Here is a 25,816-nt window from a genome sequence, read left to right as displayed (position 1 = left end):
GGCGATTTGGTGCACGCTCGGCAGAAAAACCTCAAATCGTGCGCCACGCGCACACGACATAAAACAAAAGCCCCGACTCATTGAGCCGGGGCTTACGTGGAGCGGTTGACGAGACTTGAACTCGCGACATCCACCTTGGCAAGGTGGTGCTCTACCAACTGAGCTACAACCGCATATGCAATTATTTGCAATGGATTTTCATCCAGTGCGCGATACTGGGATCGAACCAGTGACCCCTTCCATGTCAAGGAAGTGCGCTACCGCTGCGCCAATCGCGCATTACACTCGCAAGGAGTGTTGCGAGCGGTTGACGAGACTTGAACTCGCGACATCCACCTTGGCAAGGTGGTGCTCTACCAACTGAGCTACAACCGCATTGTGTTTCAGTTCTTTAGGGAACCGAACCAACGAGTAAATACTTTACACTCTTTTCTAGCTCCTGCCAAATCGGAATACACCTTCACGCAAACCCTTTTTTACCGCGTGTTTTCGCGGTTTTTACCGCTACAGCTCCACCCAGCTCAAAATTTTTCTTCTATGCCCTGCACCACATCTTTGGGCACGTACACTGTAAAAAACACTTCTATTCATCGTGGAGTTTTCATGCACCCCCAGCTTCTCACCGAACGTTTTACCCTGCGCCCCTTGCGCGAGACTGACGCAGCAGCGATGGCTCAGGCTTGCCAGGACCCGGATATTATTCGTTTTTGTCTATCCGTACCCCTGAACTATACGGAAGAGACTGCCCGTGATTTTGTTGCCTACACCCATCAGGCGAGCGAGAGCGGGCATGAGCTGGTGTGGGGTATTGATGCGAGCGGGGTTTTCGCCGGTGTGGTGAGTCTGTTTAACGTCACGGGTTCTTCGGCTGAGGTTGGCTACTGGTTGGCGCCGGGGAGTCGCGGTCAGGGCTTTCTGACCGAGGCCCTGGGTATGGTGGTGGGCTTTGCCCTGGACCCCCAGGGGCTTGGCCTTGATCGGGTGAGTTGGAAGGCGCTTGCTGATAATGATGCCTCTGAGCGGGTGGCTCGCAGGGTTGGGTTTACCGATTTCCGTACTTTGGTGGAAAGTCAGCCGGGCCGCCCGCTTGAGGACGGCTCCACTCCCCTGCTTGATATGCGCGCCGCTGAGCTGACGCGCGACCGCTGGGCTGAGCTGGGTTTCCCCGGCTAAGGCTCTGCGGGAAATAAGGACGCCGGTGCGCGCCCGCCTGCCTGTAGCAGGTGAGTGCGCCCCGGCGTCCTTGTTTTAGGCCTTATCTTATGCCTTATCGTCCAACATACCTTCACGCGCCAGGGCTGTGAGGCGAGACGGAGTGAGCGGGATGAGCTCCCGTTTTCCGCGAAGCGAAATAGAAAACGGAGCGAATTGGCTGAGCCTGCGAAGCCTTAATGAATCCGTAATAAGCCTGATCTGAGCCACCGCTAGAGCGAACGGAGTGGTTTCACGCCGCCTTATCGTCCAACATACCTTCACGCGCCAGGGCTGTGAGGCGTGAAACCGCACGGAAGTACTTTTTCTGGTATCCACCGGTCATCATTTCTTCGGTGAAGACCCGGTCGAAGGGTACGCCGGAGGCGATGATGGGGAGGTCTTTGTCGTAGAGGCGGTCGGCGAGGACGACGAAGCGCAGGGCGACTGCTTGTTGGGTGATGGTGGTGACGTTGCGCCAGGCGATGGCGTCGAGGCCGTCGATGAATTGGCGGTAGCGGGAGGGGTGCACGCGGGAGAGGTGGTCGATGAGGGCTTCGAAGTCGTCGATGGCGACGGTGCCGAGCCCGTCGAAACGACTATCGACCAGGGAGTCGAAATCAGCATCTGCGACAGGTGCGGGGGCGGCGGGTAGGCCGCGGTGGCGGAAGTCTTCGCCGTCGACACGCAGCACGTCGAACTGGTCGGCGAGTACCTGTATTTCGCGTTTGAAGTCGGCTGCGGCGAAGCGTCCTTCGCCGAGGGCGCCGGGCAGGGTGTTGGAGGTGGCGACGAGTTTGACGCCTGCTTCGGCGAGTTCGCGCATGAGGCGGGACATGAGTACGGTGTCGCCGGGGTCGTCGAGTTCAAATTCGTCGATGCAGACCAGCTTGTAGTTAGAGAGAGCTTCGACGGTTTTGCGGAAGGTCAGGGCGCCGACCAGGTTGGTGTATTCGACGAAGGTGCCGAAGGCTTTGGGCCCTTCGACCATGTGCCAGAGGGAGGCGAGCAGGTGGGTTTTACCCACGCCGAAGCCGCCGTCGAGATAGAGGCCGGCCTTGGTGTCGTCCTTCTTTTTGCCGCCACCGAAGAGTTTGCCGAAGAAGCCACCCCCGCTGGTTGATCCGCCGCGGTTGATGGTTTCGCCGAAGGCGCGCAGGGCGTCGACTGCCGCTTGCTGGGAGGGCTGGGCGGGGTCGGGGCGGTAGGTGTTGAAAGACACTTCACCGAAGCGTTCTGAGGGTCTGAACCCTGAGAGGAGTTCATCGGCTGATACGTGGGGGGTGCGGTCGGTGAGGTGGGTGTAGGTTGCCACGTGTGGTCTTTCCCTTGGGCGCGACGGTGCGCTGGTGATTCGTACACCCACAGTCTAGTAGCTGGGTCTCAGGTTGCCCAATGTTGCGGGGGTCTTAGGGCGAACCTGACTCTAAGCCGGTTGGCTTGTTCACAGATGTGATGGTCAGGCTCTGGGCGGACGCCGGTGGGCGGCTTCTCGTTTTAGGCTGGTAGGTGCAGACTAAAGAGCTGAGGGAAAGGATAACTACATATGGCTAAGGCAAAGAAAAAGGGGGCAGCTACCGCGGCCCTGGCGCTCTTGCAGCAGACGGGTACCGCCTTTGAGGTGCGCGAGTACGAGCATGTGGAGGGTGAAACCAACTTTGGTCTGGAGGCTGCCGAAAAGCTGGGCCGCTCCCCCGAGCAGGTTTTTAAGACTCTAATGATTACCCACGAGAAGGATTTTGCGGTCTGTGTGGTGCCGGTGGGTGGCAAGCTGAATGTGAAGGCCGCTGCGGCTGCGCTGGGTTGGAAGTCTGCGAAGATGGCTGCCCCCGATGTGGCGGAGAAGCGCACCGGGTATGTGGTGGGCGGTATTTCTCCCCTGGGACAGAAGACTGCTCACCCTACCCTGGTGGACGAAACCGCCCAGCTTTTTGACACGATTTTGGTGTCGGGTGGGCGCCGCGGCCTGGATGTGGAGCTAGCTGCCGACGACCTGGTTGCGCTGACGCAGGGGGCTTACGCCGATATTGCGGCTGCTTAGCCAGCCGGTGACGGTGTCGAACCAGAGCTGCGGGTCTACGTTCCATTCCCTGGTGTGAGGGGCCTTTTCGAAGGGCACAAAGTCCACCAGAGGAGATAGTTCCGACAGGGTCTGCGAGGGCTGGTAGGGCACGTAAGTGTCATCGACCGAGTGCATGATCAGGGTAGGCACGGTAATGTCGCCTGCCCGGTGAGGCCAGGAAATCTGTTGCAGGCTGATGGGTTCTTTCAGCCCGGTGAGGGTGCTGAGAGCGGGATGGGTGATCATCTGTACACCCAGCTGACCGATGCGTAGCGGGATCTTGTTCAGGTGCGTGTGGTACTGGATGAGCTCAAGCCAGTCCAGGGCAGGGCCGTCCAGCACCAGGGCTTGAATAGCCCGGCGGTTACGGGCCAGGTCGGCGGTCTGCATGCAGATTGACCCGCCCATAGACCACCCAAAGAGCACCACGCTGCGAGCGCCGTGGGCCAGGGCATAGTCGATAGCGACTTCGACGTCCCGCCATTCGGTGAAGCCCAGACCGTAGCGGCCGTCTTCGCTGGCGGGTGCTTCGCGGTCGTTGCGGTAGCTCATGTGCAGGCTGGTGAGACCCAGGGCCTGGGTGGCGTCGAGGGCGCGCAGGGTTTCGGCGCGGGTTGCGCCCATGCCGTGCACCATGATGGCCCAGGTGTCGCTCGGTTCAGGGGTACCGGGTTCGCCAGTTACTTGGCCTTCCGTTGTTTGCTCGCCCAGCGCCGCCCTGGGGTGTACGACCCAGGCAGGGGCGGGGCCTACCGGCAGGGACAGCTCAATATCTTCAGCCCGATAGCCAGCCATAGCGGGGTCGGTGGCAACGACTCCGGTCAGGCGTCCGCGCTTTATATCTGCCATCGTGCCCCGGTAAATTTTTTCGATGCTCCGTACCACGGTCCTATCCCCCGGCAGGTAGGAGGTCAGCTCCCCCAGCAGGGCAAAGCCCGCCCCGCCCGAGAAGTAGAATCCGTAGTGCCCCGGGGCCAGGGTGCGCTCGGTGGCGTCTATACGGATGCTGGTAGGCTGCTGGCCCTCGGCGATGTCGGCGCTGCTGTAGCCCAGGGAGTGCACGCGGACGTCCTCAACCGGCGCCTTGGGGGGAACCACAATTTTGCGGGCGAAGTGGGTGGCGATTCCTGCGGTGCCCAGGGCAGCGGCGCAGGCCAGGGTCGCTCCGGCGGCCCCGGCAACCCCCGCTACGGTAGCTAGGGTGAGGGTGCGGGCGGGTGTGGGGTGTGCGTGCTCAGTAGCCATAATGTCCAGTTTACGGGAATAAGAGCCCCCTGCGCCTGCTTATACTGGTGCACAGATACAGCCGTGATGAAAGCGAGCAAGCCATGAGTGATTCTCTGCCCGGCCTTGGTGCCATTGCCAAGAACTGGAAGGAAGTTCTGAACCCCGATGAGTACGCGGTGCTGCGCCAAGGCGGCACGGAGCGGGCTTTTACCGGTGAGTATTGGGACACCACCACCGAGGGCGTCTACGCCTGTAGGGCCTGTGGCACAGAACTGTTCCGGTCGACCGAGAAGTTTGAGAGCCACTGCGGCTGGCCCTCTTTCTTTGAGCCGCTCGCTGCTGACCGGGTGCGCTACATCGAGGACCGCTCTTTAGGTATGGTGCGCGTTGAGGTGCGCTGTGCCGCCTGCGACTCCCACCTGGGCCACGTATTTGAGGGTGAGGGCTACGATACCCCCACCGACCTGCGCTACTGCATCAACTCAATTAGCCTGACGCTGCACGAGAAGCCGGTCGAAGGTTAGGGCGCACTAGCCCCGGCCAGCGGGGTAAAGCTGGCATAATAGGGAGGTAGTTTTCCACCGGGAGGGAGTTTTATGGTGGCGCAACCTGTAGGGGGAACAGGTTCTCAGTTTGATTTACCTGAGGGGATTAGTATCCCCGAGGTGGTGTATCTCGACGAGCCTGAGGGAGGCACGCCGAGCGTCATTAACACCGAACGCGGCCTGCACCGCGTTGCCGATATTTTGGCGGCCGAGAGCGGCCCGGTTGCTGTTGATACCGAGCGAGCTTCTGGCATTCGCTATGGTCAGCGAGCTTTTTTGGTGCAGTTCAAGCGCGGTAATTCCGGGGTGATTCTGATTGACCCCGAGAGTTTTGACGACCTCACCCTGATTAACGATGCCCTGGCCGGGGCTGAGTGGGTCTTGCATGCCGCAACCCAGGATTTGCCGTGTTTGGCGGAGATCGGCATGTACCCCGATGCCCTCTTTGATACCGAGCTGGGCGGACGCCTGGCCGGGTTTGAGCGCGTGGGGCTGGGGTACATGGTAGAGAACCTGTTGGGCTACAAGCTGGCCAAGGAGCACTCTGCCGTGGACTGGTCCCACCGCCCACTTCCCGCAGCCTGGCTCAACTACGCTGCCCTCGACGTTGACATTCTGCTCGACCTGCGCGATGCGGTGGAAGATGAGCTGCGAGCCCAGGGCAAGCTGGCCTACGCGCTTGAGGAGTTCCGCTACGTGTGCGAGCACCCTGAGCGTGAAGAGAAGCCCGACCCCTGGCGCAAGACCAAGGGCATTCGCGATTTGAAGACCCGCCGACAGCTCACCGCCCTGCGCAACCTCTGGTACGAGCGTGAGCACCTGGCGCAGAAGAAGGACGTTGCCCCCAAGCGCCTGCTGCCCGATGCGTCCTTGATTACTGCTGCCCGGCTCATGCCGCGCACCGTCCCGGCTATTTTGCAGATTCCCGGCTTTCAAACCCGCGCTCTTAAGCGGGAGGCTCCGCGCTGGCTGAAGGCCCTGGCGGACGCGAAGAAGGAGGCGGAGCCCGTCCCCTTCACGACCCCGGCGTCCGGTCCCCCGCCGCTGAAGGCGTGGGAGGTCAAGCGCCCCGAGTCCGCCCTGCTCATTGCTGAGGCAAAACCTGCGGTGCTCGCTGTGGGCGAGCGCCTGAACATGCCGCAGGAGAACGTCCTTGCCCCCGATGTGCTGCGCCGCCTGTGCTGGGACCCGCCTGCCGGGTCGTCCGTTGAGGAACTTAGGGTAGCCCTGCTTGAACTTGGGGCACGCCAGTGGCAGATTGAACTTATAGCCCCTGACCTGGCTGATATTTTTGCTCGGGTCAGACACTCACCCAAAAAGTAAGGTTTTATTATGTGCACCACCTGTGGTTGTCAGAAGGAAAACAAGGACGCTCCCGCCCCCGCTGAGCAGGTCGAGACCGGTGGGCGCGGGCTCACCCGCCGCCAGGCGGTAGCGGGCACTGCGGGTCTGGGCGCCGGTGCCGCGCTGCTAACTGCCTGCGGTTCTTCTGACGAGTCTGAGAGCCTGACCGCCAACGACGGCCGCCCGGCACAGGCCACCGACATGGCCGCGGTTGCGGACGTCCCCGTAGGCGGCGTCATTCAGGCCAACAACGACGGGGTGACCGTGATGATCACCCAGCCGACCGAGGGCACCTTCCACGCGTTCTCATCGGTGTGCACCCACCAGGGCTGCCAGCTGAACGCACAGAAAGAAAAGACCATGACCTGCCCCTGCCACGCCTCAGTATTCTCACTGGAGGACGGCTCGGTCCAAGGCGGCCCAGCAGAAACCGCCCTGCCCGAGTTCACGGTGGAGGTCAAGGACGGCAGGATCTGGGTTTCCTAAGCTAAAAGGTTGGGGTTCGCAGGCTCACGCTCGATGGAGCCCAGCAGATTCCGAGCGCGCGAGGAAATAAATCTGCGGGCGCAATAGGCGCAAGCCTGACCCTCACGCCCCGCCCAACGGCGGATTCCGTTCGCTCTTATGTGCTCGCGCGCTCGCACCCGCTCACTTCATCCGAGCCAACAGCTTTGCTGTGAGCCTGCGCCCCTCCCTTTTAAGCAAACCCCGACATAGTTCACGAGTAATTAGCTAGTGTGCTTCGGCTTCTCCCCTTCGGTGCGGGCGAAGGGCACCATGTTCCCGGCGAGCTGCGCGAGAATATCGGCACTAATTTTCTGGGGGGTAAGCCCGACTTCTTCGAGGATTTCGCCGCGTTCGGCGTGCTTGATGAATTCGGCGGGCAGGCCGAGTTCATTGAGGGCGGTGTCGATCCCGGCTGCTCGCATTTCTTGGCGGATGCGGGAGCCTACGCCGCCTGCCCGCACGCCGTCCTCCATGGAGACGACGATGCGGTGTTCGCCGGCGAGGGTTACTACGCTGGCGGGTACGGGCATGACCCAGCGGGGGTCGATAACGGTTACGCTCACGCCCTGCTCGGCGAGTAGGTCTGCGGTGTCGAGGGCGAGACGGGCAAAGGCACCGACTCCGATGAGGAGCACGTCGCGCTGGCCGCTTTCGGGGTTGGGTTCGCCGTGGCGGGCGAGGACGTCCGTGCCGTCTGCCAGGCGCTCAAGTGCGGGGATGTCGGCGCCCACTGAGCCCTTGGGGTAGCGCACCACGGTGGGGGCGTCCTCGATGGCGACGGCTTCGCGGAGTTCTTCGCGCAAGGTTACAGCGTCGCGGGGGGCAGCTAAGTGCAGGCCGGGGATGAACTGCAGCAGGGCAAGGTCCCACATGCCGTGGTGGGAGGCCCCGTCGGGGCCGGTGACGCCGGATCGGTCCAGCACGATGGTTACGCCGGCCTTGTGCAGGGCAACGTCCATGAGCAGCTGGTCGAAGCCGCGGTTGAGGAAGGTCGCGTAGAGGGCGATCACGGGGTGCTGGCCGCCGTAGGCCAGGCCCGCGCTCATAGCGATAGCGTGCTGTTCGGCGATACCCACGTCGATGACGCGGTCGGGGTGGGCGGCAGCCATAGGCTTGAGGCCAACAGGAATGAGCATAGCACCGGTGACACCGACGATGTCGTCGCGTTCATCGGCGATGTCTTTGATTTCTTGGGCAAAGACGCTGGTCCAGGATTTTCCGGACGACTTCGCCAGGGCCTCGCCGGTATCGGGGTCGATGACGCCGACGGCGTGGAACATATCGTCCTTGTCGCTGACGGCCGGCGCGTAGCCGTGGCCCTTTTCGGTGATGGCGTGCACGATGACGGGCCCGCCAAAGTTTTTAGCGGATTCCAGGGCGGTTTCTACGGCTTCGAGGTCGTGCCCGTCGATGGGGCCCACGTACTTCATGCCGAGGTCTTCGAAGATACCGCCGGGTACCATGACGTCCTTGATACCGGCCTTCATGCCGTGCAGGCCGCGGTAAATCATCTGGCCTACCGAGCCGCCCTTTTGGAGCTTTGTGCGGGCAGCGGCCAGGGTGCGCTCGTAACGGGAATCCAGGCGCACCTTATCGAGACGGTTCTGCAGTTCGTGCTGCAGGGCAGCCAGCTGGTTGGCAAAGCCGCCGACGGTAGGGGCGTAGGAGCGGCCGTTGTCGTTGACAACGATGACGACCTTGCGGTTTTTATCCGCTGCGATGTTGTTGACCGCTTCCCAGGCCATACCGCCGGTAAGCGCACCGTCGCCGATGACGGCTACGGTGTAGCGGTCGCCCTGCCCGGTGAGCTGGTAGGCGCGGGAGATGCCGTCTGCCCAGGAAAGAGACGAGGACGCGTGCGAGGACTCAACGATGTCGTGGTCAGATTCTGCGCGCTCAGGGTAGCCTGCAATGCCGCCCTTCTGGCGCAGGGTTTCAAAATTCTGGCGGCCGGTCACCAGCTTATGAACGTAGGACTGGTGGCCGGTATCAAAGACGATGGAATCGTGGGGGGAATTGAAGACCCGGTGAATGCCCAGGGTCAGTTCAACAACGCCCAGGTTGGGGCCCAGGTGCCCGCCGGTTCGCGAGACATTGTTAACGAGGAACTCACGAATCTCTTGGGCAAGCTCGGTGAGCTGCTCGGAGCTCAGAGCGTTCAGGTCGCTCGGCTCACCAATAGTTTCTAGTAGTCCCACGATTACTCCCCCGTTCACCGGCTAGCTGCACCCCAACGTCCTTGTAGCTGTGGGCGGCGGTCACCGGTCAAAAGTCTAGTGTGTTGCAATTAAGTAACTTTACCCGCTCAGTGCTGGTTTAGCGATTCACAGTGTGGGAAGCAGTGTAGCGCTTGTGTTTCAGTTAGGTTTCATCACGCGTGGCACTTTTCAAATGTATATACGAGCCGCTAGTATCAGTGTTCAACAGCTCACACTGTGCACTGGCACACAAATATAGGTCACAGTGAGACTGAATCATTACCAGGCTAGTTCCCTCACTAGCCCCGCACGAATGGATTTCTTCTATGACCGCAGCAATCGACTGGGCGAACAGTATTATCTGGTCACCCGTGCTGGTATATCTTTGCCTGGCTGTTGGCGTGTACTTCACCATCCGCACCCGCCTGCTCCAGATCCGTCAGATTCCCACCATGATTCGCGCGACCTTCAAGGGCGAGTCATCTAAGGACGGCGTCTCGTCCTTCCAGGCCCTTGCCATGTCACTCGCTGGCCGCGTAGGCACCGGTAACATCGCCGGCGTTGCCACCGCCATAGCCTTCGGCGGACCCGGCGCCGTCTTCTGGATGTGGACCGTAGCCTTCCTGGGCTCATCAACCTCCTTCATCGAGTCCACCCTGGGCCAGATTTATAAGGAACGCGATAAGGTCACCGGCGAGTACCGCGGTGGCCCTGCCTACTACTTTGAAAAGGCCTACCGCCACACCAAGTACTCCGGGCTCTTCAAGGTCTACGCCTCCATCTTTGCTTTTGCCACCGTCCTTGCCTGCGGTTTCTTCCTGCCGGGCGTTCAGGCTAACGGTATTGCTACCTCCATGCAGGGAGCCTTCCCCGAGGTTCACCCCTGGATGACTGCCACCGGTATCACCATCCTGCTGGCCTTCATTGTCGTTGGTGGCGTCAAGCGTATTGCAACCTTCGCCTCTGTTGTGGTTCCCTTCATGGCTATCATCTACATCGTGCTGGCCATAATCGTAGCCTTCATCAACATCAACATGCTGGGTGACGTTATCAACCTGATCTTCTCATCAGCATTTGGTCTGCACGCCACCTTCGGCGCCATCATCGGCACCGCCGTTGAATGGGGCGTCAAGCGCGGTATCTACTCCAACGAAGCTGGCCAGGGCACCGGCCCCCACGCTGCTGCCGCCGCTGAGGTCAAGCACCCCGCTGCCCAGGGCTTCGTACAGGCAATGGCAGTCTACATCGACACCCTCTTCGTCTGCTCCGCTACTGCCTTCCTGATCCTTTCAACCGGCATGTACCGCGTCTACGAGGGCGGCTCAGCCGATACCCCGGTCCTGGCTGAGGGCTCGGGCAACCTGGCCGAAGGCGCTACCGTTGGTCCGGCATTTGCACAGTCCGCCTTCGATACGCTGATCCCCGGTGCTGGCCCGATCTTCATCGCAGTTTCACTGGGTTTCTTCGCCTTCACCACCATCGTGGCCTACTACTACATGGCAGAAACCAACCTGCGTTACCTGACCCGTAACCTGCAGAACAAGACCCTGGGCAACGCCCTGTTGCGTTTGCTGCAGCTGCTGATTCTGACCGCAACCGTTATTGGCTGCGTCAGCACCGCAGGTGCCGCCTGGGCCCTTGGCGATATCGGCGTAGGTCTGATGGCCTGGCTGAACATCGTGGGTATTCTGGTCATTCAGAAGCCCGCTCTACAGGTGCTCAAGGACTACGAGCAGCAGAAGAAGCAGGGCCTTGACCCCATGTTCGACCCCCGACCTCTCGGCATCAAGAACGCTGATTTCTGGGAGACCTACTACGATGTGAAGACCGGTGCTATCCCGGTTCAGGACGCCAAGTAAGACAAACTAGGCTTTAGCTACTCAGGCGCCCCGCACAGTCAAGGATTGTGCGGGGCGCTTCTGCGTGTAGGGTGGGGTCATGAGCACTCTTCATCCCTCCCCGCTGGGCGACCAGCGCCCCACTCGGGAGCAACTCCAAAACTTTGTCAACGGAACCCTAGATGACAGATTGCCCGTAGCTGGTACTCCCCTGCGCATGCTCATTGTTGGCATCAACCCTGGGCTGTGGACGTCCGCCGTTAACGCCCCCTTTGCCTTTCCTGGCAACCGTTTCTGGCCTTCGCTGGATCGCGCCGGAATCGTCACTCCTAGGGTGGACGCCTCACGCGGCCTGAGCGACGAGGTAGAGGAACAGCTAGCCCACCTGGGAATTGGTATCACCAATCTGGTTGACCGGGCAACGGCACGGGCTGACGAGCTCACAGTCCAGGAGATGAAGGACGCTCTCCCCCGGCTGATTGAGCTCACCCACACCTATAGCCCCCAGACTGTAGCCATTGCCGGCATTACAGCCTATCGGACAGCCTTCGGCGATAGGAAGGCTCAGCTGGGGCGACAAGACACCTCCCAGATTGAGGGGTGGAACCCGGCGAGCCAGCTCTGGGTCGTGCCTCAGCCTAGCGGTTTGAACGCCCACGAAAATATTGATTCCCTAGCGGATAAGTGGCGGCAGGTCTGGGACTCCACGCAACCGCTCACCTAGCCACGCCCGTCCCTACCCCAGTCCCCGCCACCACACATAAGGGACCAGATTCCTCCCCAAATCCTCAATGCCTACCGATACTTCGAACAGTTATCTGGTCCCAAACTCCATAGAAAACAAACAAAAAGGTCTGTGGCCCCCACTCGAAAGTGGGGGCCACAGACTTTATTACCTGTGAGCGGCTATAACTTAGGAGCCGCGGACCAGGTTACGCAGAACGTACTGCAGGATGCCGCCGTTGCGGTAGTAGTCGGCTTCACCGGGGGTGTCGATGCGAACTACAGCGTCGAACTCGGTGACCTTGCCGTCTTCAGCGGTGGCGGTGACCTTGAGGGTCTTGGGGGTGGTGCCCTCGTTCAGTTCGGTCAGGCCGGTGATATCGAAAGTTTCGGTACCGGTCAGGCCAAGTGATTCGTGAGATTCACCGGCGGGGAACTGCAGGGGTACAACGCCCATACCGATCAGGTTTGAACGGTGGATACGCTCGAAGGATTCAGCGATCACTGCCTTGACGCCCAGCAGGGTGGTGCCCTTAGCAGCCCAGTCACGGGATGAACCGGTACCGTATTCCTTACCGCCCAGAACAACCAGCGGGATGCCGGCAGCCTGGTAGTTCATGGATGCGTCGTAGACGGTGGACTGTTCGCCGTCCTTGGTGAAGTCGCGGGTGAAGCCGCCTTCAACGCCGTCCAGAAGCTGGTTCTTGATGCGGATGTTGGCGAAGGTACCGCGAATCATAACTTCGTGGTTACCGCGGCGGGAGCCGTAGGAGTTGAAGTCCTTGCGCTCAACACCGTTTTCAATCAGGTACTTACCTGCGGGGGTGTCTGACTTGAAGGAACCGGCCGGTGAGATGTGGTCGGTGGTGACCGAGTCGCCCAGCTTGAGCAGCACGCGGGCGCCCTTGATGTCCTCGACGGGGGTGGTTTCCATGGTCATGCCCTCGAAGTACGGGGGCTTGCGCACGTAGGTGGACTTGTCGTCCCACTCGAAGGTGGAACCGGTGGGGGTCTCCAGAGCCTGCCAGCGCTCGTCACCGTCGAAGATGGTGCCGTATTCCTTGGTGTACATGTCGGTATCGACTGATTCGTCGATAATCTTCTGTACTTCTTCGGGGTCGGGCCAGATGTCCTTGAGGTAGACCTCGTTGCCGTCGGCGTCGGTGCCCAGGGCGTCCTTCTCGAAGTCGAAGTCCATGGTACCGGCCAGGGCGTAGGCGATGACCAGCGGCGGTGAGGCTAGGTAGTTCATCTTGACGTCCGGTGAGATACGGCCTTCGAAGTTACGGTTACCCGAGAGAACCGCGGTGACGGAGAGGTCTTCGCTCTGGATAGCCTCTGAGATTTCGGGCTCCAGGGGGCCGGAGTTACCGATACAGGTGGCGCAACCGTAACCGACGACGTAGAAGCCGAGCTTCTCGAGGTCAGGCAACAGGCCTGCCTTCTCGTAGTAGTCGGTGACGACCTTTGAGCCGGGGGCGATGGAGGTCTTGACCCAGGGCTTGGCGGTCAGGCCCTTGGCTGCGGCGTTGCGGGCGAGCACGCCTGCTGCCATCATGACCGAGGGGTTTGAGGTGTTGGTGCAGGAGGTAATCGAGGCGATTGACACTGCACCGTTCTTGAGCTCGAACTCGCGACCGTCTGCCATGGAGACCTGGGCTGACTTGTCGGTTTCGCCGTCCTTGGCGTAGTTCTTGATGTCTGATTCGAACTGGCTCTTGGACTCTGAGAGCAGGATGCGGTCCTGGGGACGCTTGGGGCCTGCGATGGAGGGGACCACGGTGGAGAGGTCCAGTTCCAGGTACTCGGAGTATTCGACGTCGACGGAGGGGTCGTGCCAGAGGCCCTGTTCCTTGGTGTAGGCCTCGACCAGGGCGACCTGCTCTTCGCTGCGGCCGGTCAGGCGCAGGTACTCGAGGGTCTTTTCGTCGATGGGGAACATGGCGGCGGTGGAGCCGAATTCGGGGCTCATGTTACCGATGGTTGCACGGTTTGCCAGGGGCACCTGGCCTACGCCTTCGCCGTAGAATTCAACGAACTTGCCGACGACGCCGTGTTCGCGCAGCATTTCGGTGATGGTAAGGACGACGTCGGTTGCGGTGGCGCCGGAGGGGATAGATCCGGTGAGCTTGAAGCCGACGACGCGGGGAATCAGCATGGAGACGGGCTGGCCGAGCATTGCTGCTTCAGCTTCGATGCCGCCAACGCCCCAGCCGAGCACGCCCAGGCCGTTGACCATGGTGGTGTGGGAGTCGGTACCTACGACGGTGTCGGGGTAGGCGCGCAGTACGCCGCCGACTTCGCGGGCCATGATGGTGCGGGCCAGGTATTCGATGTTGACCTGGTGCACGATGCCCATGCCCGGGGGAACGACCTTGAAGTCGTCGAAGGCGGTCTGGCCCCAGCGCAGGAACTTGTAGCGTTCGCCGTTGCGCTGGTATTCGATGTCCATGTTGCGGGTGATAGCGTCGGCGGTGCCGAAGGTATCAATCTGCACGGAGTGGTCGATGACCAGTTCGGCAGGTGCCAGGGGGTTGATCTTGGAGGGGTCGCCGCCCAGTTCCTTCACGGCCTCGCGCATGGTGGCAAGGTCAACGACACAGGGTACGCCGGTGAAGTCCTGCATGATGACGCGGGCGGGGGTGAACTGGATTTCGGTGTCGGGTTCCGCTGAGGGATCCCAGTTGGCGAGTGCCTTGATGTGGCCTTCGGTGATGTTGGCACCGTCTTCGGTGCGCAGAAGGTTTTCGAGTAGAACCTTCAGGGAGTAAGGCAGCTTCTGTGAGCCTTCTACTGCCTTTAGACGGAAAATTTCATAGTCGGTTCCGTTGACGGAAAGTACGCCCTTTGAACCGAAGCTATCCACAGTGCTCATATGTGGGACTCCTCTCGACACTGTCTTGCGATTGGCTCGTGCGCCTGTGGGCACCGTCGCGTCTGCGCGACGGGTGTGTGATGCTCGCTGTTGAGCCGGTGGGCACGAGGCCACTGCTTTTTAGTGTACCGCGTATCACGTTGTTCACATATTTTGAAGACGGTTCGTAAGCAAATGTTTCGTCTGCATCTTTCAGGGAGCGGACGCGCGCCCCACCTCGGGCGCGATTTTTCGGCTTTGGCAAGGAAAATGTGCCGTTAATATATTGCGTTCTCGTGCCAGAATAGGAGCATGACGGTTTCTCCTGATCGCTTGCATCGGGCACAGCCTAGGCCCGTAGCAAACACACTCAATGCAGTCTTTCGCTGGCTCCTTATCGGTAGCGCTGCGGTGTTTGCGCTGGCTACCTCAGGAGCGATAGCTCTCCCCCACCCAGCTTCAATTCAGTTCGCTTCCCTCATCAACTGGGCGGCAGGGCTTTCCTTCCTCGCAGGCGCCGCCGCCTTGCTGGGCGTTGGTATCACCGAGATTTTTCGCGGTTCGTCCGCCGCCGAACCAAAAACCAACACGTTGCAGGGAAAGCCGACCCCGGGCGTCCGCCTGCCTCTTACCTTTTGTGTGCTCGGGTTGCTGCTAGCTATCTACTACGGCCTGCATGCCTTTTGGTGGAACCCGCTGGCTGCAGCCCCGGGTTACACTCTCAGCGAGATTTACAGCCTGCTGAAGGAGACCAACCAGTTTAGCCTCCTTGTCGTGGTTGTGTGGGGCTTTTTCGTCGCGCTTCTTTTAGCTGCTCTGCCGAACGTGCACGAGTGGTTGCGGGGCATGGCATCCTACAGCACCAAACGCGCTATCGGTTTCTGTTCTCTTGCTGTAGCTATCGCTTGCTTCCTTCTCTTTCTGGGGTGGGGCTGGCACATGGGCGTGGGGCTGGCAGATACATTCATAACGACCGGCGGTGAGCACTCCCCCACAGCTGTTCCGTTTGGGGTAGCTACCCTCGTGCTCGGCGCGCTGGGCATCTACGGGCTCTTTGTACCTGCCCGTACCCGCTAGCACCAGCATCCAACCTGCTAGCGGTCCCCTTTCGCGGTAGAATAAACGAACCTATGTTCGAATTCCCAGGAAGAGGTCTCGATGGCTCGCCGCACCACCGCGCACGATGACTACCCCACCGACGTCGTCGAAAATATCGTCGATATCGACGTGACCAGCGAAATGGAAACCAGCTTCCTGGAATACTCCTACTCGGTCATCTACTCCCGCGCCCTACCCGATGCCCGCGACGGCCTCAAGCCCGTGCAGCGCCGCATCCTCTACATGATGCAGCAGATGGGCCTGCGCCCCGACAAGGGCCACGTCAAAAGCGCCCGCGTGATCGGCGAAGTGATGGGTAAGCTGCACCCCCACGGTGACGTCGCCATCTACGACGCTATGGTGCGCCTGGCCCAGCCCTTCTCCATGCGCCTGCCCGTGGTCGATGGTCACGGTAACTTTGGCTCCCTGGACGACGGCCCGGCAGCCTCCCGCTACACCGAGGTTCGCATGGCCCCGGCAGCCCTGGCCATGACCGCCAATCTGGACGAAGACGTCGTGGACTTCGTACCCAACTACGATAACCAGTTCATGCAGCCGGCCGTCCTGCCCGCTGCCTACCCCAATCTTTTGGTCAACGGCTCAGCCGGCATCGCCGTCGGCATGGCCACCAACATGGCCCCCCACAACCTGCGCGAGGTCATTGCCGCAGCCCGCCACCTGCTCGATTACCCCGATGCAACCCTCAAGGACATCATGAAGTTCGTGCCCGGCCCCGACCTGCCCTCTGGCGGCACCATCGTGGGCACCTCCGGCATTAAGGACGCCTACGAAAAGGGCCGCGGTATCTTCAAGACTCGCGCCAAGGTGTCCATCAAACAGGTCACCGCCCGCAAGCAGGGCATTGTGGTCACAGAACTGCCCTACCTGGTTGGGCCCGAAAAGGTCATCGAAAAAATCAAGGACGGCGTCAATTCCAAGAAGCTCCAGGGCATTTCTGACGTCGTTGATCTGACCGACCGCAAAAACGGCCTGCGCATGGTCATTGAAATCAAGAACGGCTTCAACCCTAAGGCCGTGCTGGCGGCCCTCTACAAGCACACCCCGCTGGAAGATTCCTTCGGTATCAATAACGTCGCCCTGGTAGACGGCCAGCCCCAGACACTGGGCCTGCTCGATTTGCTGCACGTCTACGTCAACCACCGCCTGGACGTCGTGCGCCGCCGCACCAACCACCGCCTGGGCAAGCGCCGCGACCGCCTGCACCTGGTCGAGGGCCTGCTGGTAGCCATCGTCGATATCGACGAGGTGATCCAGATTATCCGCTCCTCCGACGAAACCGCCCAGGCCCGTGAGCGCCTCATGCAGATTTACGACCTGAGCGAGGTACAGGCCAACCACATTCTCGAACTGCGCCTGCGCCAGCTCACCAAGTACTCCCGCATCGAGCTTGAAGCCGAACGCGACGAACTCTTAGCAGAAATCACCTCCCTCGAAGAAATCCTCGGCTCCGACGTAAAACTCCGCGCCCTGGTCTCCGAAGAACTACAGCAGGTCGCCGACGAATACGGCACCGACCGCCGCACCAAAATCGTCACCAAGGACGAGCTGGCCGACGCCGTGGCCGCCCTGTCGGCGTCCGCCTCCAAGGCCAAAAAAGAAGCCGGCCTCTCCCTCGAAATCGCGGACGACCCCTGCTGGGTCTTGCTCTCCACCTCGGGCCAACTGGGGCGCACCAGCGGCGTCAAGGGCCAACGCCCCACCCTGCTCGACCCGGGCAAACGCATCAAACACGACGCCTACCTCTCCATCGTGCCCACCAGCGCCCGCGGTGAAATCGGTGCGGTAACTTCAAGCGGCCGCCTGATTCGTGTGCCCGTCATTGACCTACCCGTCCTCGAAGAGACCGGCGGCACCCCCCAGCCCACCAGCGGCGTCAAAGCTGCAGACGCCATCACCCTAGCCCGCGGCGAAAAACTCGTCGGCCTAGCACCGCTCAACGCCATCCTGGCCCTGGCCACCGAACGCGGCGTCGTCAAACGAGTCAACCCCGACTACCCGCTCAACGCCACCGAGTTTGAGATCATGAAGCTCAAGCCCAAAGACGCCATAGTGGGCGTAGCTGTCTGCGATTCTAACGACGCGGTACTCACCTTTATTACCGAGCAGGCTAAGCTTCTGACCTTTGATGCTTCCAAGGTCCGCCCCCAAGGACGCACCGGCGGCGGCATGGCCGGCATTAAGGTAGCCGACGACGACAAACTCATCGCCTTCGGCGTCACCGCTCCCGGCGCGGACGCCCAAGTCGTCACCATCACCGACGGCGGCGAAGACGGAGCCACCGCCAAAGTCACCGAACTCACCGAGTTCCCCCAAAAGGGCCGCGCAACCGGCGGCATGCGAGCCCACCGCTTCCTCAAGGGCGAAACCGCTCTGGCTCTAGCCTGGGTGGGCGTCGGCCCCGCTAAGGCAGTCTCAGCAGCCGGTGTTGCCCGCACCCTACCCACCGAATTCGGCCCCCGCGACGGATCCGGCGTGCTCCTAGCCCAGAGCATCGACGCAATCGGCCCCAACTACCAGGCACTAACCTCCCCTGCACCTGTATCAGCGGTGTCAGAAGAACCCGCCGACCAGCCTGAAGTTCAGGTTGAAGAGGATGCTCTCTTCTAATAAACCTGGATAGCGGGAAAGGGAATGTTGGTGTGCCTGCCGACCCTCTTGGGCTCGCGCTGGGGCGCTCGCCCAATTCACGCCAGCCCCGAGCCAGCAGGCACACCAACACTCCCTCCCCTGCAGTCAGTTACGGGCGCGCCCGCTACTTTCTTCCGCTACACTGCTGAACGCAGCCGGGAGTTCACCTCAGCAACCACCTGCTCGGGGTTGGTAGCGGACGCCGTCACCCGCCTACCGTTGGCCAGGGTAAAGGTAACGGAAGGGCCGCCGGTGAGGTAGCCAGTGTTACCTCCGCCCATAATTCTGAGACCGGCCCCCTGTGCCAGACCGGTTTCTGGACCCACTTCTGCCTTCTCAATCTCGCTGTAGGGTAGCTCTTTCGAGAAGAACTTCATGGTGGTGATTTTGAGAGAAGTATCGAGCAGGTCAATGCGGGTGCTGCTAAAGATCATCGGAATAATAACCAGCGCTGCGGAAGCTCCCACAAGCGCTGAAACGAGAAGCCCCTGGCTGGTGCCGTCCTTATCAACGGGGCCAAAAATCATGATGGGCAGTGCAACACTCAGCAGCACAAAAACTATGACCCCGCAAAGAAACAGCTTGAACTTCTTAGTCAGGGGCGCAAGGTAGCTGTGCTCTTGAAGAGTAGGCATGGGATTCACTCACTATCTGCCACTCAGGCTCTAGAAAATTATTATCTAGAACACACTTTACCCCCCCCATAGTAAATTTCCAGACAGCCAACAAGAGTCCCTTGACTCCACACACTCCCGTCTTATTCCTAGACATAGGCCAGCGACCCTAGCTAGCAGCAGCCCACCCTTAGATAGAGAAAACCCCTCCCACAGCGTCCTTTTGCAAGAACCTTGGGAGGGGTTTTCTAGCTACTATCGAAGCTTCACCACGGTATCGCAGGCGGCGATATCTTCGGCACGGTGGGAGACCAGGACGACCGCAGGCAGCTTGGTCTTGCCCTTAAGCTTCTGGCCGGGGGCGCGCTTAGTACCGCGGGCAACCTCATTAATCAGAGCCACCGCAGCGGGGGCATCGAGGTGGGCGGTCGGCTCATCCATGAGCAGCAGGGGCGAATCCACCAGCAGGGTGCGGGCAATAGCGATGCGCTGACGCTGGCCTCCCGACACATAAGAACCACCAGCCCCCACCAGGGTCTGCAGGCCAGCAGGCAGGGACCGCACAAAATCGCCCAGCCCTACCCGGTCAAGCACCTCGTACATCTCTTCATCGGTGGGGCGCTCGTCCGCCGACCGGGCAATCGCCAGGTTGTTAGCAATGGTGGATTCAAAGATATAGGCCGACTGGGGGCACCAGGCCGCATACCCTCGCAGGGACTGGGCATCGAAGGCACGACCGTTCACCCGAATCTGACCCTGCTCAACAGGCAAGAAGCCCAACAGAGTTGCAAGGGCGGTTGTCTTACCGGAACCCGAGGGGCCGGTAATACCCAACCATTGGCCTGAAGAGACAGATGCCGACAGTCCACTAAAGACCGGGTCATCCATATCAGGCCAGCGGGTGGCCAGCGAATCAAGTTCCAGGGTGATGGACTTATGAGCGGCACGATTCTTAGCACCAATACCGGGGTCCCCGAGAATATCTCGAATCTCTCCCTGACCGGCGTCCTGCCCCTCAACCGCAGCGGCGGCGTCCACCGTTTCAAAGTTAGCGCGGGTGCGGGCAACCAGGGCTGCGAAGGCGGGCCAGCCGCGAACGGCGTCCAGGTGGGCTGCGGTGGTCTCAAACAGGCCGGTCATCATCAAGATAACGATAGCTGCGGTCGGCGCGGTAACCTCCCCAGCTTCAACGGCAGGCCAGACGCTGGCAATCACAGCCAGAGCCGCACCCCACCAGGTAACGACCATCAGGCCCTGACCCACGCCGATAGCGCGGGAGCTCTTGAGGCGGGAGGCCTGGGCATAGCCGTCCTGGCGGGAGACAGCCAGGGCAACGGTCTGGTCAAGGCCGTTATTGTGCAGGTCGGTGGCAGCGTCCAGGGCCGAGACGCCCAGGCGGAGCATGGCTGAGGTTTCCCGGCGGGCAACGGCGTCTGCGCGCTCGTCCGCACGCAGCACCACTGCCGGAATCACGAAGGTAGAGATAAGAATAGCGATGACGACCGGTAGCAGGGCCTGCGGGGTAGCCCAGGCCGTCACGCCCAGCACCAGCAGCATCACGATCAGGTGGGCGGCAACCGGCAAGATGACGCGCGGGATAGCGTCGCGCAGCTCGTCGATGTCGCCGACCAGTCGGTCAAGGATCTTATCCCCTCGCAGCAGGGAGCGCACCGACAGGACGGTACGGCCAGCAGCATCCCAGGCGCGCACGCGCAGGGTGTTAGCCGCCCCCAGCACCAGGTTGTGGGTGCGCAGGCGCTCGGCGTAGCGGGAGGTCGCCCTGCCCAGGCCAAAGAAGCGGACACCGGTAACGGCTACCAGCAGGTACATCATCGCGGGCTGCTCAGCGGCGCGCACAATGAGCCAGCCAGAAAGCGCGGTAAGGCTGACAGCAAAGACCACGGTGAGTACCGACAGCAGGATAGGCAGGGCCATATCGCGCTTGCGAATGCCGGTGAGCTCCCCCAGGTGGCGCAGGGTTTTCAGGACGCCCGCCGCGGCCGGCTCTGCCGCCTGTTCGGTTGAGCTTGCAGCAGCCTGCACGGGGGCCGAGTCTTCGAGCTCGCCGGTGGCGACGGCGTCCGCCAGGGTTGCAAGAGCGTAACCACCCAGCCCGTCGGTGTTCTGGGCGGTGAGCTCCCAGGTAACGCCGTGGGGCTTTGAAGTCGCCTGGAGCAGGTTGTTGGTGGCGGCAGCCAGGGCGGTGTCGTGGGTGACGATAATCAGGGTTGCGCCGGTCTCCTGCAGGGCAGCTAGGGCGACGTTCACCTTGGCCGCTGAAACCGGGTCAAGATGGGCGGTGGGTTCGTCAATCAGTACGGTGACGCGTTCTTCCTGGGCTTGCAGGGTGGCAACGCGAGCCAGGGCGCGGGCAATAGCAAGACGGCGCATCTGGCCGGCTGAAAGGGCTTCCGGCGGCAGGTCGGCGAGGTCAGCCAACCCTACGGAGTGCAGGAAGGAGGTGAAGTAATCGCGGTCCTCAGCGGTGAAAGCGACGGAATCATCGAGCAGGGTTGAGGCGTAGTTGATGCCTTCGAGGGCACCTTCGCCGCGGGTTACGGTGGCGTAGAGGGCGACCTCTGCCAGGGCGGTGGGGGCAATGAAGGTGGGCGACTGGCTGATCCAGACGGTGGATCCGGTACCGGACACCAGACCAGAGACGTGTACCGGTTCGGTGGTTCCGGTGGGCACCAGATCGTTGCGCAGGGCTCCGCCCAGTACCGAGAGCAGGGTGGTTTTACCGCAGCCGGAAGGCCCGGTGATTGCGGTGGTGGTTCCGTGGCGCAGGGTGAAGCTCACGCCGGTGAGGGTGCGGTCGCGGCCCGGGTAGGCGACAGAGAGCTGGCGCACCGAGATGCGGTCGCCGCCGGGAGCGACGGTGGCGTGGGGAATGGGCTGGTCAATGATAGCCTCGGCGCGGCGGAGGGCTGCCACGCCGTCCTCAGACTGATGGTAGGCGGTGCCCACATCGCGCAGGGGCTGGTAGCACTCGGGGGCCAGCAGCAGGGCGAAGAGGGCGACGTCGAGCCCCAGGTTCCCCTCCACCAGGCGCAGGCCAATCAGCACCGCCACCAGGGCTACCGAGATGGTGGTAATCAGTTCCAGGGCCAGCGATGAAAGGAAGGCCGACCGCAGGGTGTACATGGTGGCCTTGCGGTAGCGCTCTCCTAGATCACCCAGCGCCTTGGACTGGGCCCGCGAGCGCCCCAGGCCCACCAGCACGGGCAGGCCCTTGACCAGTTCGACGATGTGGTCAGAAAGACGCAGCAGGTCGCGCTGGGCGCGGGCGGTGTCTTCTGCTGTGGTTCGGCCGATGAGCACCATGAAGAGGGGGATCAGTGGCAGGGTGCAGATGATGACCAGGGCTGAGACCCAGTCGTAGAAGGCGATGAAGATGAGCAGCAGGGTGGGCACTACGGCCGTGGAGACAAAGGCGGTAAGAGTCTTGGTGTAGTAGTCATCCAGGGCGTTGAGGCCTCGGGAAAGCAGGACGGCGGTGGCACCGGTGCCGTCGGGGGTATCGATACCGCCTGTAGCCAGGACGCGGCGGATGAGTTTGCGGCGGATGGTGGTTTTGGCACCCACCGCTGCCTGCTGGGCGTAGAAGCCCAGGGACCAGTCGGCGGCTGCGCGCACCAAAAGTGCAATGACGCCGGTGACCGCCAAGGACAGCAGGCCCGGCTGCATGAAGGGGGCGGCAAAGAAGATACCGGTGAGCTGGGCCTGGCCGTTACCGGCGAAGACGGCAAGCTGCTCGGCATGGGCAGACTCGTAGGTTTTGCCCTCGTAGAGCACCGCGTAGGTCATGCGGGCTAGCAGGGTGATGGCGGTGCCCAGCACCGCGGCAAAGACAATGAGCGCCAGGGTTTTGAGTGCGGTGAGCACGGCAAAAACGGTGAGGTTTTTCTTGGCGTGGGGCCCCAGCGGGGGCCGCTTGCTCGTTGTGGGAGCGGTCATTCTCGATAGTGTCCTTGGTGCCGCGAATAGTTTGTTCACTATTCTAGTGGGAACTTCTGGGTGGGGTAGACCCCGATGTCGATAGCTGGGCAGTGGGTGTCAGCACACTGCCCCTCAAGGTAGGCGAAAGGACGCCGGGAGCGGCTCCCGACGTCCTTTCGTCACTGCGCCTGTGCTAGCTGCTAGGCGTTGTGGGCGCTTGCACGAGTGGCGCGGGTGGCCAGCTCGGTGGCGTCGTGGGCATCGGGGATGCTCTCAACGCGCAGGCGCTTGCGGAAGACCCAGTAGGTCCAGCTCTGGTAGATGAGCAGAATCGGGATGCCGAAGAGACCGACCCAGCTCATCACGCGCAGGGTGTACTCGGAGCTTGATGCGTTAGCGATGGTGATGTTGTAGGCCTCATCGAGGGTTGAGGGCAGGACGTTGGGGTACAGGGCCAGGAAGATGGCCAGGACGCCGAAGCCCACAAATACCGCAAAGCCGGAGAAGGCTTTGCCTTCGCTCCTGCGGCTGGCGAAGAACCAGGCAGCGGCAAGAGCCAATACAGCAAGGACGGTCAGGGCATAGGAGATGCCGTTACCGGTGGTCACCTGCATGTAAACGACCCAGACGACAACCGGGAGCACCAGCAGGGGTGAGAACTTGACCAGGGCGGCACCGGCGCGGTGGCGCACCTCGCCGTCGGTCTTCAGCGCGATAAAGGCAAGACCCATAACCAGGGAAACACCGACCATGGCTAGGCCGCCCATAAAGACAGCGGGGGTCAGCCAGGCGAAGGCACCGCCCACACGGTCACCGTTTGCGTTGATGGGCAGGCCGGTGGAGGTCAAGGCCAGCAGGGCACCGACCAGGAAGGCGATGAAGAAGGAGCCCAGGGAGATAGCCAGGGTCCAGCCGGCAATCCAGCGCTCTGAATCCTTCTTACCGCGGTACTCGATAGCAACAGCGCGGAAAATTAGGGCCAGCAGGGCCAGGGTCAGCGGGATGTAGAGAGCCGAGAAGAGGGAGGCGTACCACAGCGGGAAGGCTGCGAAGGTGGCGGCACCGCCGGTAACAACCCACACCTCGTTACCGTCCCAGACGGGGCCGATGGTGTTCAGCAGCAGGCGGCGTTCCTTCTCGTTCTTGGCGAAGATTCGGCTCATGAGCATACCTACGCCCAGGTCGAAGCCGTCCAGAATGATGTACCCCACCCAGAAGAAGCCGATGACGGCGAACCAGAGAGTCGGCAGAAGAGGCTGGTCAGCAAAAAGCTCAAACATGTGTGTAAGCCCCTTTCTTAGTAGGCGAACGCGAGCACGTCGCGGTCGTTCTTCTCGTCATTATCGTGCGGGTCTTCGACCAGCTCGGGCATGGCCGCTGCGACACCTGCCTTGACGTACTTAGCCAGCAGGTAGACCTCAACAACCATGAGGATGCCGTACAGCAGCCCCAGGGAGATGAGCGAGAAGAGAATCTCGTAGCCCGAAACACCGGGTGAGACGGCTGCGGCGGTAAACATCATGATGGCGGGGTTGCCATCGGGGTTGGGGGCAACCACGAAGGGCTGACGGCCCATTTCGGTGAAGATCCAGCCGGTGGCATTGGCACCGAAGGGGGCCAGGATGCCCGCGATTGCCAGGTAGGAAATCCACTTGGCTTCGGGTACAGTACCTTCACCCTTCTTGCGGGTTACCCACAGAACGTAGAGGAAGGAGAGGGCACTGATGCCGCCGAAGGTGATCATGCCGCGGAAGCCGTAGTAGGTCACTTCCATCAGGGGCAGGTACTCGACCTCGGTACCGGCGCGTTCCCCGTAGAGCTCGGGATTATCGGGGATGGTGGTGCCGTAGGTTTCTTCGTACTGGGGCAGCAGGGTGGTGATGCCGGGGACGTCGGTGGTGAAGTTGTTGTAGGCCAGGAAGGAGAGCAGGCCGGGAATTTCAATCACTGCCTGGACCTCGTCACAGTTCTGGGCACCAGGTGATGAGAGAGAAAGGACAGAGAAGCCGGTGCCGTCGTGGCAGGCTGCCTCGGCAGCTGCCATCTTCATGGGCTGCTGCTCAATCATGAGCTGGGCCTGGTGGTGGCCGGTAAAGGCAGTGCCAATGAAGGCTGCAAAGCCAACGATAGCGCCGATGCGCAGGGACTTGAACCAGACGTTGAAGTCGGTCTTGTCGCGGGCACCTTCGGTAGTTTCGCCGACGATAACCTTGCCGTCTTCCCCGATGGTGTCGATGCCGTCGCGGCGGCGCTTCCAGAGCTTGTACCAGGCGATACCGACCAGGAAGCCACCGGCAACCTGCAGGGCACCGAAGATAGCATGGGGGTAGGCGACCAGGGCGGTGTTGTTGGTCAGCACAGCTAAGACGTCGGTCATGACCGGGCGGCCGTCAATCATTTCAACGCCAACAGGGTGCTGCATCCAGGAGTTAGCCACGATGATGAAGTAGGCAGAGAGCCAGGAGGCCGCTACAGCAATCACCAGGCAGGCTGCGTGCACCTTGGGGGCAAGTTTGTCCCAGCCGAAGATGAAGAGGCCCAAGAAGGTGGACTCGACGAAGAAGGCCAGCAGACCTTCCATGGCCAGGGGGGCACCGAAGACGTCGCCCACAAAGCGGGAGTATTCACTCCAGGCCATACCGAACTGGAATTCCTGCACAAGGCCGGTTGCAACGCCCATGATGAAGTTGATGAGGTAGAGCTTGCCCCAGAACTTGGTCATGCGCTTGTATTCGTGCTTCTTGGTTCGCACGTAGGCGATGTAGAAGCCAGCTACAACGGCACCCAGGCCCAGGGTCAGCGGAACCATCATGAAGTGGTAGACGGTGGTGATACCGAATTGCCACCGCGCTAGTTCGAGGGGATCCATTGACATCCTTGAGAGTTAAAGTGATGCACCGTCTGCGGGCTGGCATGCCGCCGTGGGCCCGGCGCAACGGTGCGGGTGTGTTTTGCTCTAGGATAGCGGGCTTGCATGAGCGTACCCTTAGGGTAGTTTTGACCTCTTCACCAGGTGATTTGACGCTT

General features: G+C 61.3%; 17 protein-coding genes and 3 tRNA genes. 9 read left to right on the top strand and 11 right to left on the bottom strand.

Going from position 1 to position 25,816, the window contains the following annotated elements:
- Positions 1-97: 97 nt before the first annotated feature.
- The 3 genes from L6963_RS06305 to L6963_RS06295 form a co-directional block, all read right to left on the bottom strand.
- Positions 98-173: transfer RNA gene (locus L6963_RS06305), tRNA-Gly, on the bottom strand.
- 33 nt (positions 174-206) lie between these two features.
- A tRNA-Val gene (locus tag L6963_RS06300) sits at positions 207-278 on the bottom strand.
- A 24-nt stretch (positions 279-302) separates the two neighbouring features.
- A tRNA-Gly gene (locus L6963_RS06295) sits at positions 303-375 on the bottom strand.
- A 228-nt stretch (positions 376-603) separates the two neighbouring features.
- Here L6963_RS06295 and L6963_RS06290 point away from each other — a divergent pair.
- Positions 604-1,173, top strand: a complete 570-nt coding sequence (locus L6963_RS06290) for a GNAT family N-acetyltransferase (RefSeq protein ID WP_237207123.1) — start codon at positions 604-606, stop codon at positions 1,171-1,173.
- A 271-nt stretch (positions 1,174-1,444) separates the two neighbouring features.
- Here the strand turns inward: L6963_RS06290 and zapE are convergent, their stop codons facing one another.
- On the bottom strand, positions 1,445-2,506 hold the full coding sequence (gene zapE, locus L6963_RS06285; protein WP_237207124.1) for a cell division protein ZapE: 1,062 nt from the start codon (positions 2,504-2,506) through the stop codon (positions 1,445-1,447).
- 231 nt (positions 2,507-2,737) lie between these two features.
- Between zapE and ybaK the strand changes: the two genes are divergently transcribed.
- On the top strand, positions 2,738-3,232 hold the full coding sequence (ybaK, locus tag L6963_RS06280) for a Cys-tRNA(Pro) deacylase (protein WP_237207125.1): 495 nt from the start codon (positions 2,738-2,740) through the stop codon (positions 3,230-3,232).
- On the opposite strand, the gene L6963_RS06275 is transcribed toward ybaK, so the two are convergent.
- On the bottom strand, positions 3,170-4,498 hold the full coding sequence (locus L6963_RS06275; protein WP_237207126.1) for an alpha/beta hydrolase family protein: 1,329 nt from the start codon (positions 4,496-4,498) through the stop codon (positions 3,170-3,172). The two genes, ybaK and L6963_RS06275, sit on opposite strands and share 63 nt — an antisense overlap.
- Before the next feature lie 83 nt (positions 4,499-4,581).
- Between L6963_RS06275 and msrB the strand changes: the two genes are divergently transcribed.
- The 3 genes from msrB (at position 4,582) to L6963_RS06260 (ending at position 6,855) form a co-directional block, all read left to right on the top strand.
- Positions 4,582-5,004, top strand: coding sequence for a peptide-methionine (R)-S-oxide reductase MsrB (gene msrB / locus L6963_RS06270; RefSeq protein WP_185173061.1), 423 nt, complete (start codon positions 4,582-4,584; stop codon positions 5,002-5,004).
- A 72-nt stretch (positions 5,005-5,076) separates the two neighbouring features.
- Positions 5,077-6,348 (top strand): HRDC domain-containing protein, encoded by a 1,272-nt coding sequence (locus L6963_RS06265; RefSeq protein ID WP_237207127.1) that lies wholly within the window; start codon positions 5,077-5,079, stop codon positions 6,346-6,348.
- Positions 6,349-6,357: 9 nt separating this feature from the next.
- Positions 6,358-6,855: a Rieske (2Fe-2S) protein gene (locus tag L6963_RS06260; RefSeq protein ID WP_237195618.1), complete on the top strand. Its 498-nt coding sequence runs from the start codon at positions 6,358-6,360 to the stop codon at positions 6,853-6,855.
- Between the two features lie 242 nt (positions 6,856-7,097).
- Here the strand turns inward: L6963_RS06260 and dxs are convergent, their stop codons facing one another.
- The gene (gene dxs, locus L6963_RS06255; RefSeq protein ID WP_237204820.1) at positions 7,098-9,074 is read right to left on the bottom strand and encodes a 1-deoxy-D-xylulose-5-phosphate synthase; all 1,977 of its coding nucleotides are present in this window, start codon (positions 9,072-9,074) and stop codon (positions 7,098-7,100) included.
- 326 nt (positions 9,075-9,400) lie between these two features.
- Here dxs and L6963_RS06250 point away from each other — a divergent pair, with 326 nt between their 5' ends.
- A complete protein-coding gene (locus tag L6963_RS06250; protein WP_237207128.1) occupies positions 9,401-10,933 on the top strand; it encodes an alanine/glycine:cation symporter family protein in 1,533 nt (510 codons plus the stop codon).
- A 79-nt stretch (positions 10,934-11,012) separates the two neighbouring features.
- Positions 11,013-11,636, top strand: a complete 624-nt coding sequence (locus L6963_RS06245; RefSeq protein ID WP_237207129.1) for a mismatch-specific DNA-glycosylase — start codon at positions 11,013-11,015, stop codon at positions 11,634-11,636.
- Positions 11,637-11,825: 189 nt separating this feature from the next.
- On the opposite strand, the gene acnA is transcribed toward L6963_RS06245, so the two are convergent.
- Positions 11,826-14,510: an aconitate hydratase AcnA gene (gene acnA / locus L6963_RS06240; RefSeq protein WP_237207130.1), complete on the bottom strand. Its 2,685-nt coding sequence runs from the start codon at positions 14,508-14,510 to the stop codon at positions 11,826-11,828.
- Between the two features lie 390 nt (positions 14,511-14,900).
- Between acnA and L6963_RS06235 the strand changes: the two genes are divergently transcribed.
- Together L6963_RS06235 and L6963_RS06230 are read left to right on the top strand one after the other, a co-directional pair.
- Positions 14,901-15,566: a hypothetical protein gene (locus tag L6963_RS06235; protein WP_237209161.1), complete on the top strand. Its 666-nt coding sequence runs from the start codon at positions 14,901-14,903 to the stop codon at positions 15,564-15,566.
- Between the two features lie 81 nt (positions 15,567-15,647).
- A complete protein-coding gene (locus L6963_RS06230; RefSeq protein ID WP_237207132.1) occupies positions 15,648-18,215 on the top strand; it encodes a DNA gyrase/topoisomerase IV subunit A in 2,568 nt (855 codons plus the stop codon).
- Positions 18,216-18,373: 158 nt separating this feature from the next.
- Here the strand turns inward: L6963_RS06230 and L6963_RS06225 are convergent, their stop codons facing one another.
- The 4 genes from L6963_RS06225 to L6963_RS06210 all read right to left on the bottom strand — a co-directional run bounded on the left by L6963_RS06225 (position 18,374) and on the right by L6963_RS06210 (position 25,658).
- On the bottom strand, positions 18,374-18,871 hold the full coding sequence (locus L6963_RS06225; RefSeq protein WP_237207133.1) for a hypothetical protein: 498 nt from the start codon (positions 18,869-18,871) through the stop codon (positions 18,374-18,376).
- 234 nt (positions 18,872-19,105) lie between these two features.
- Positions 19,106-22,807 (bottom strand): thiol reductant ABC exporter subunit CydC, encoded by a 3,702-nt coding sequence (gene cydC / locus L6963_RS06220; RefSeq protein WP_237207134.1) that lies wholly within the window; start codon positions 22,805-22,807, stop codon positions 19,106-19,108.
- A 182-nt stretch (positions 22,808-22,989) separates the two neighbouring features.
- Positions 22,990-24,069, bottom strand: a complete 1,080-nt coding sequence (cydB, locus tag L6963_RS06215) for a cytochrome d ubiquinol oxidase subunit II (protein WP_237207135.1) — start codon at positions 24,067-24,069, stop codon at positions 22,990-22,992.
- A gap of 17 nt (positions 24,070-24,086) precedes the next feature.
- Positions 24,087-25,658 (bottom strand): cytochrome ubiquinol oxidase subunit I, encoded by a 1,572-nt coding sequence (locus tag L6963_RS06210; protein ID WP_237207136.1) that lies wholly within the window; start codon positions 25,656-25,658, stop codon positions 24,087-24,089.
- Positions 25,659-25,816 lie beyond the last annotated feature (158 nt).

The sequence above is a fragment of the Rothia nasimurium genome (genome assembly GCF_928392795.1).
In the GTDB taxonomy this organism is placed as follows: domain Bacteria; phylum Actinomycetota; class Actinomycetes; order Actinomycetales; family Micrococcaceae; genus Rothia; species Rothia nasimurium_F.
The sequence above is the reverse complement of the archived record's forward strand: the minus strand, read 5'-3'. Positions and strand labels throughout refer to the sequence as shown.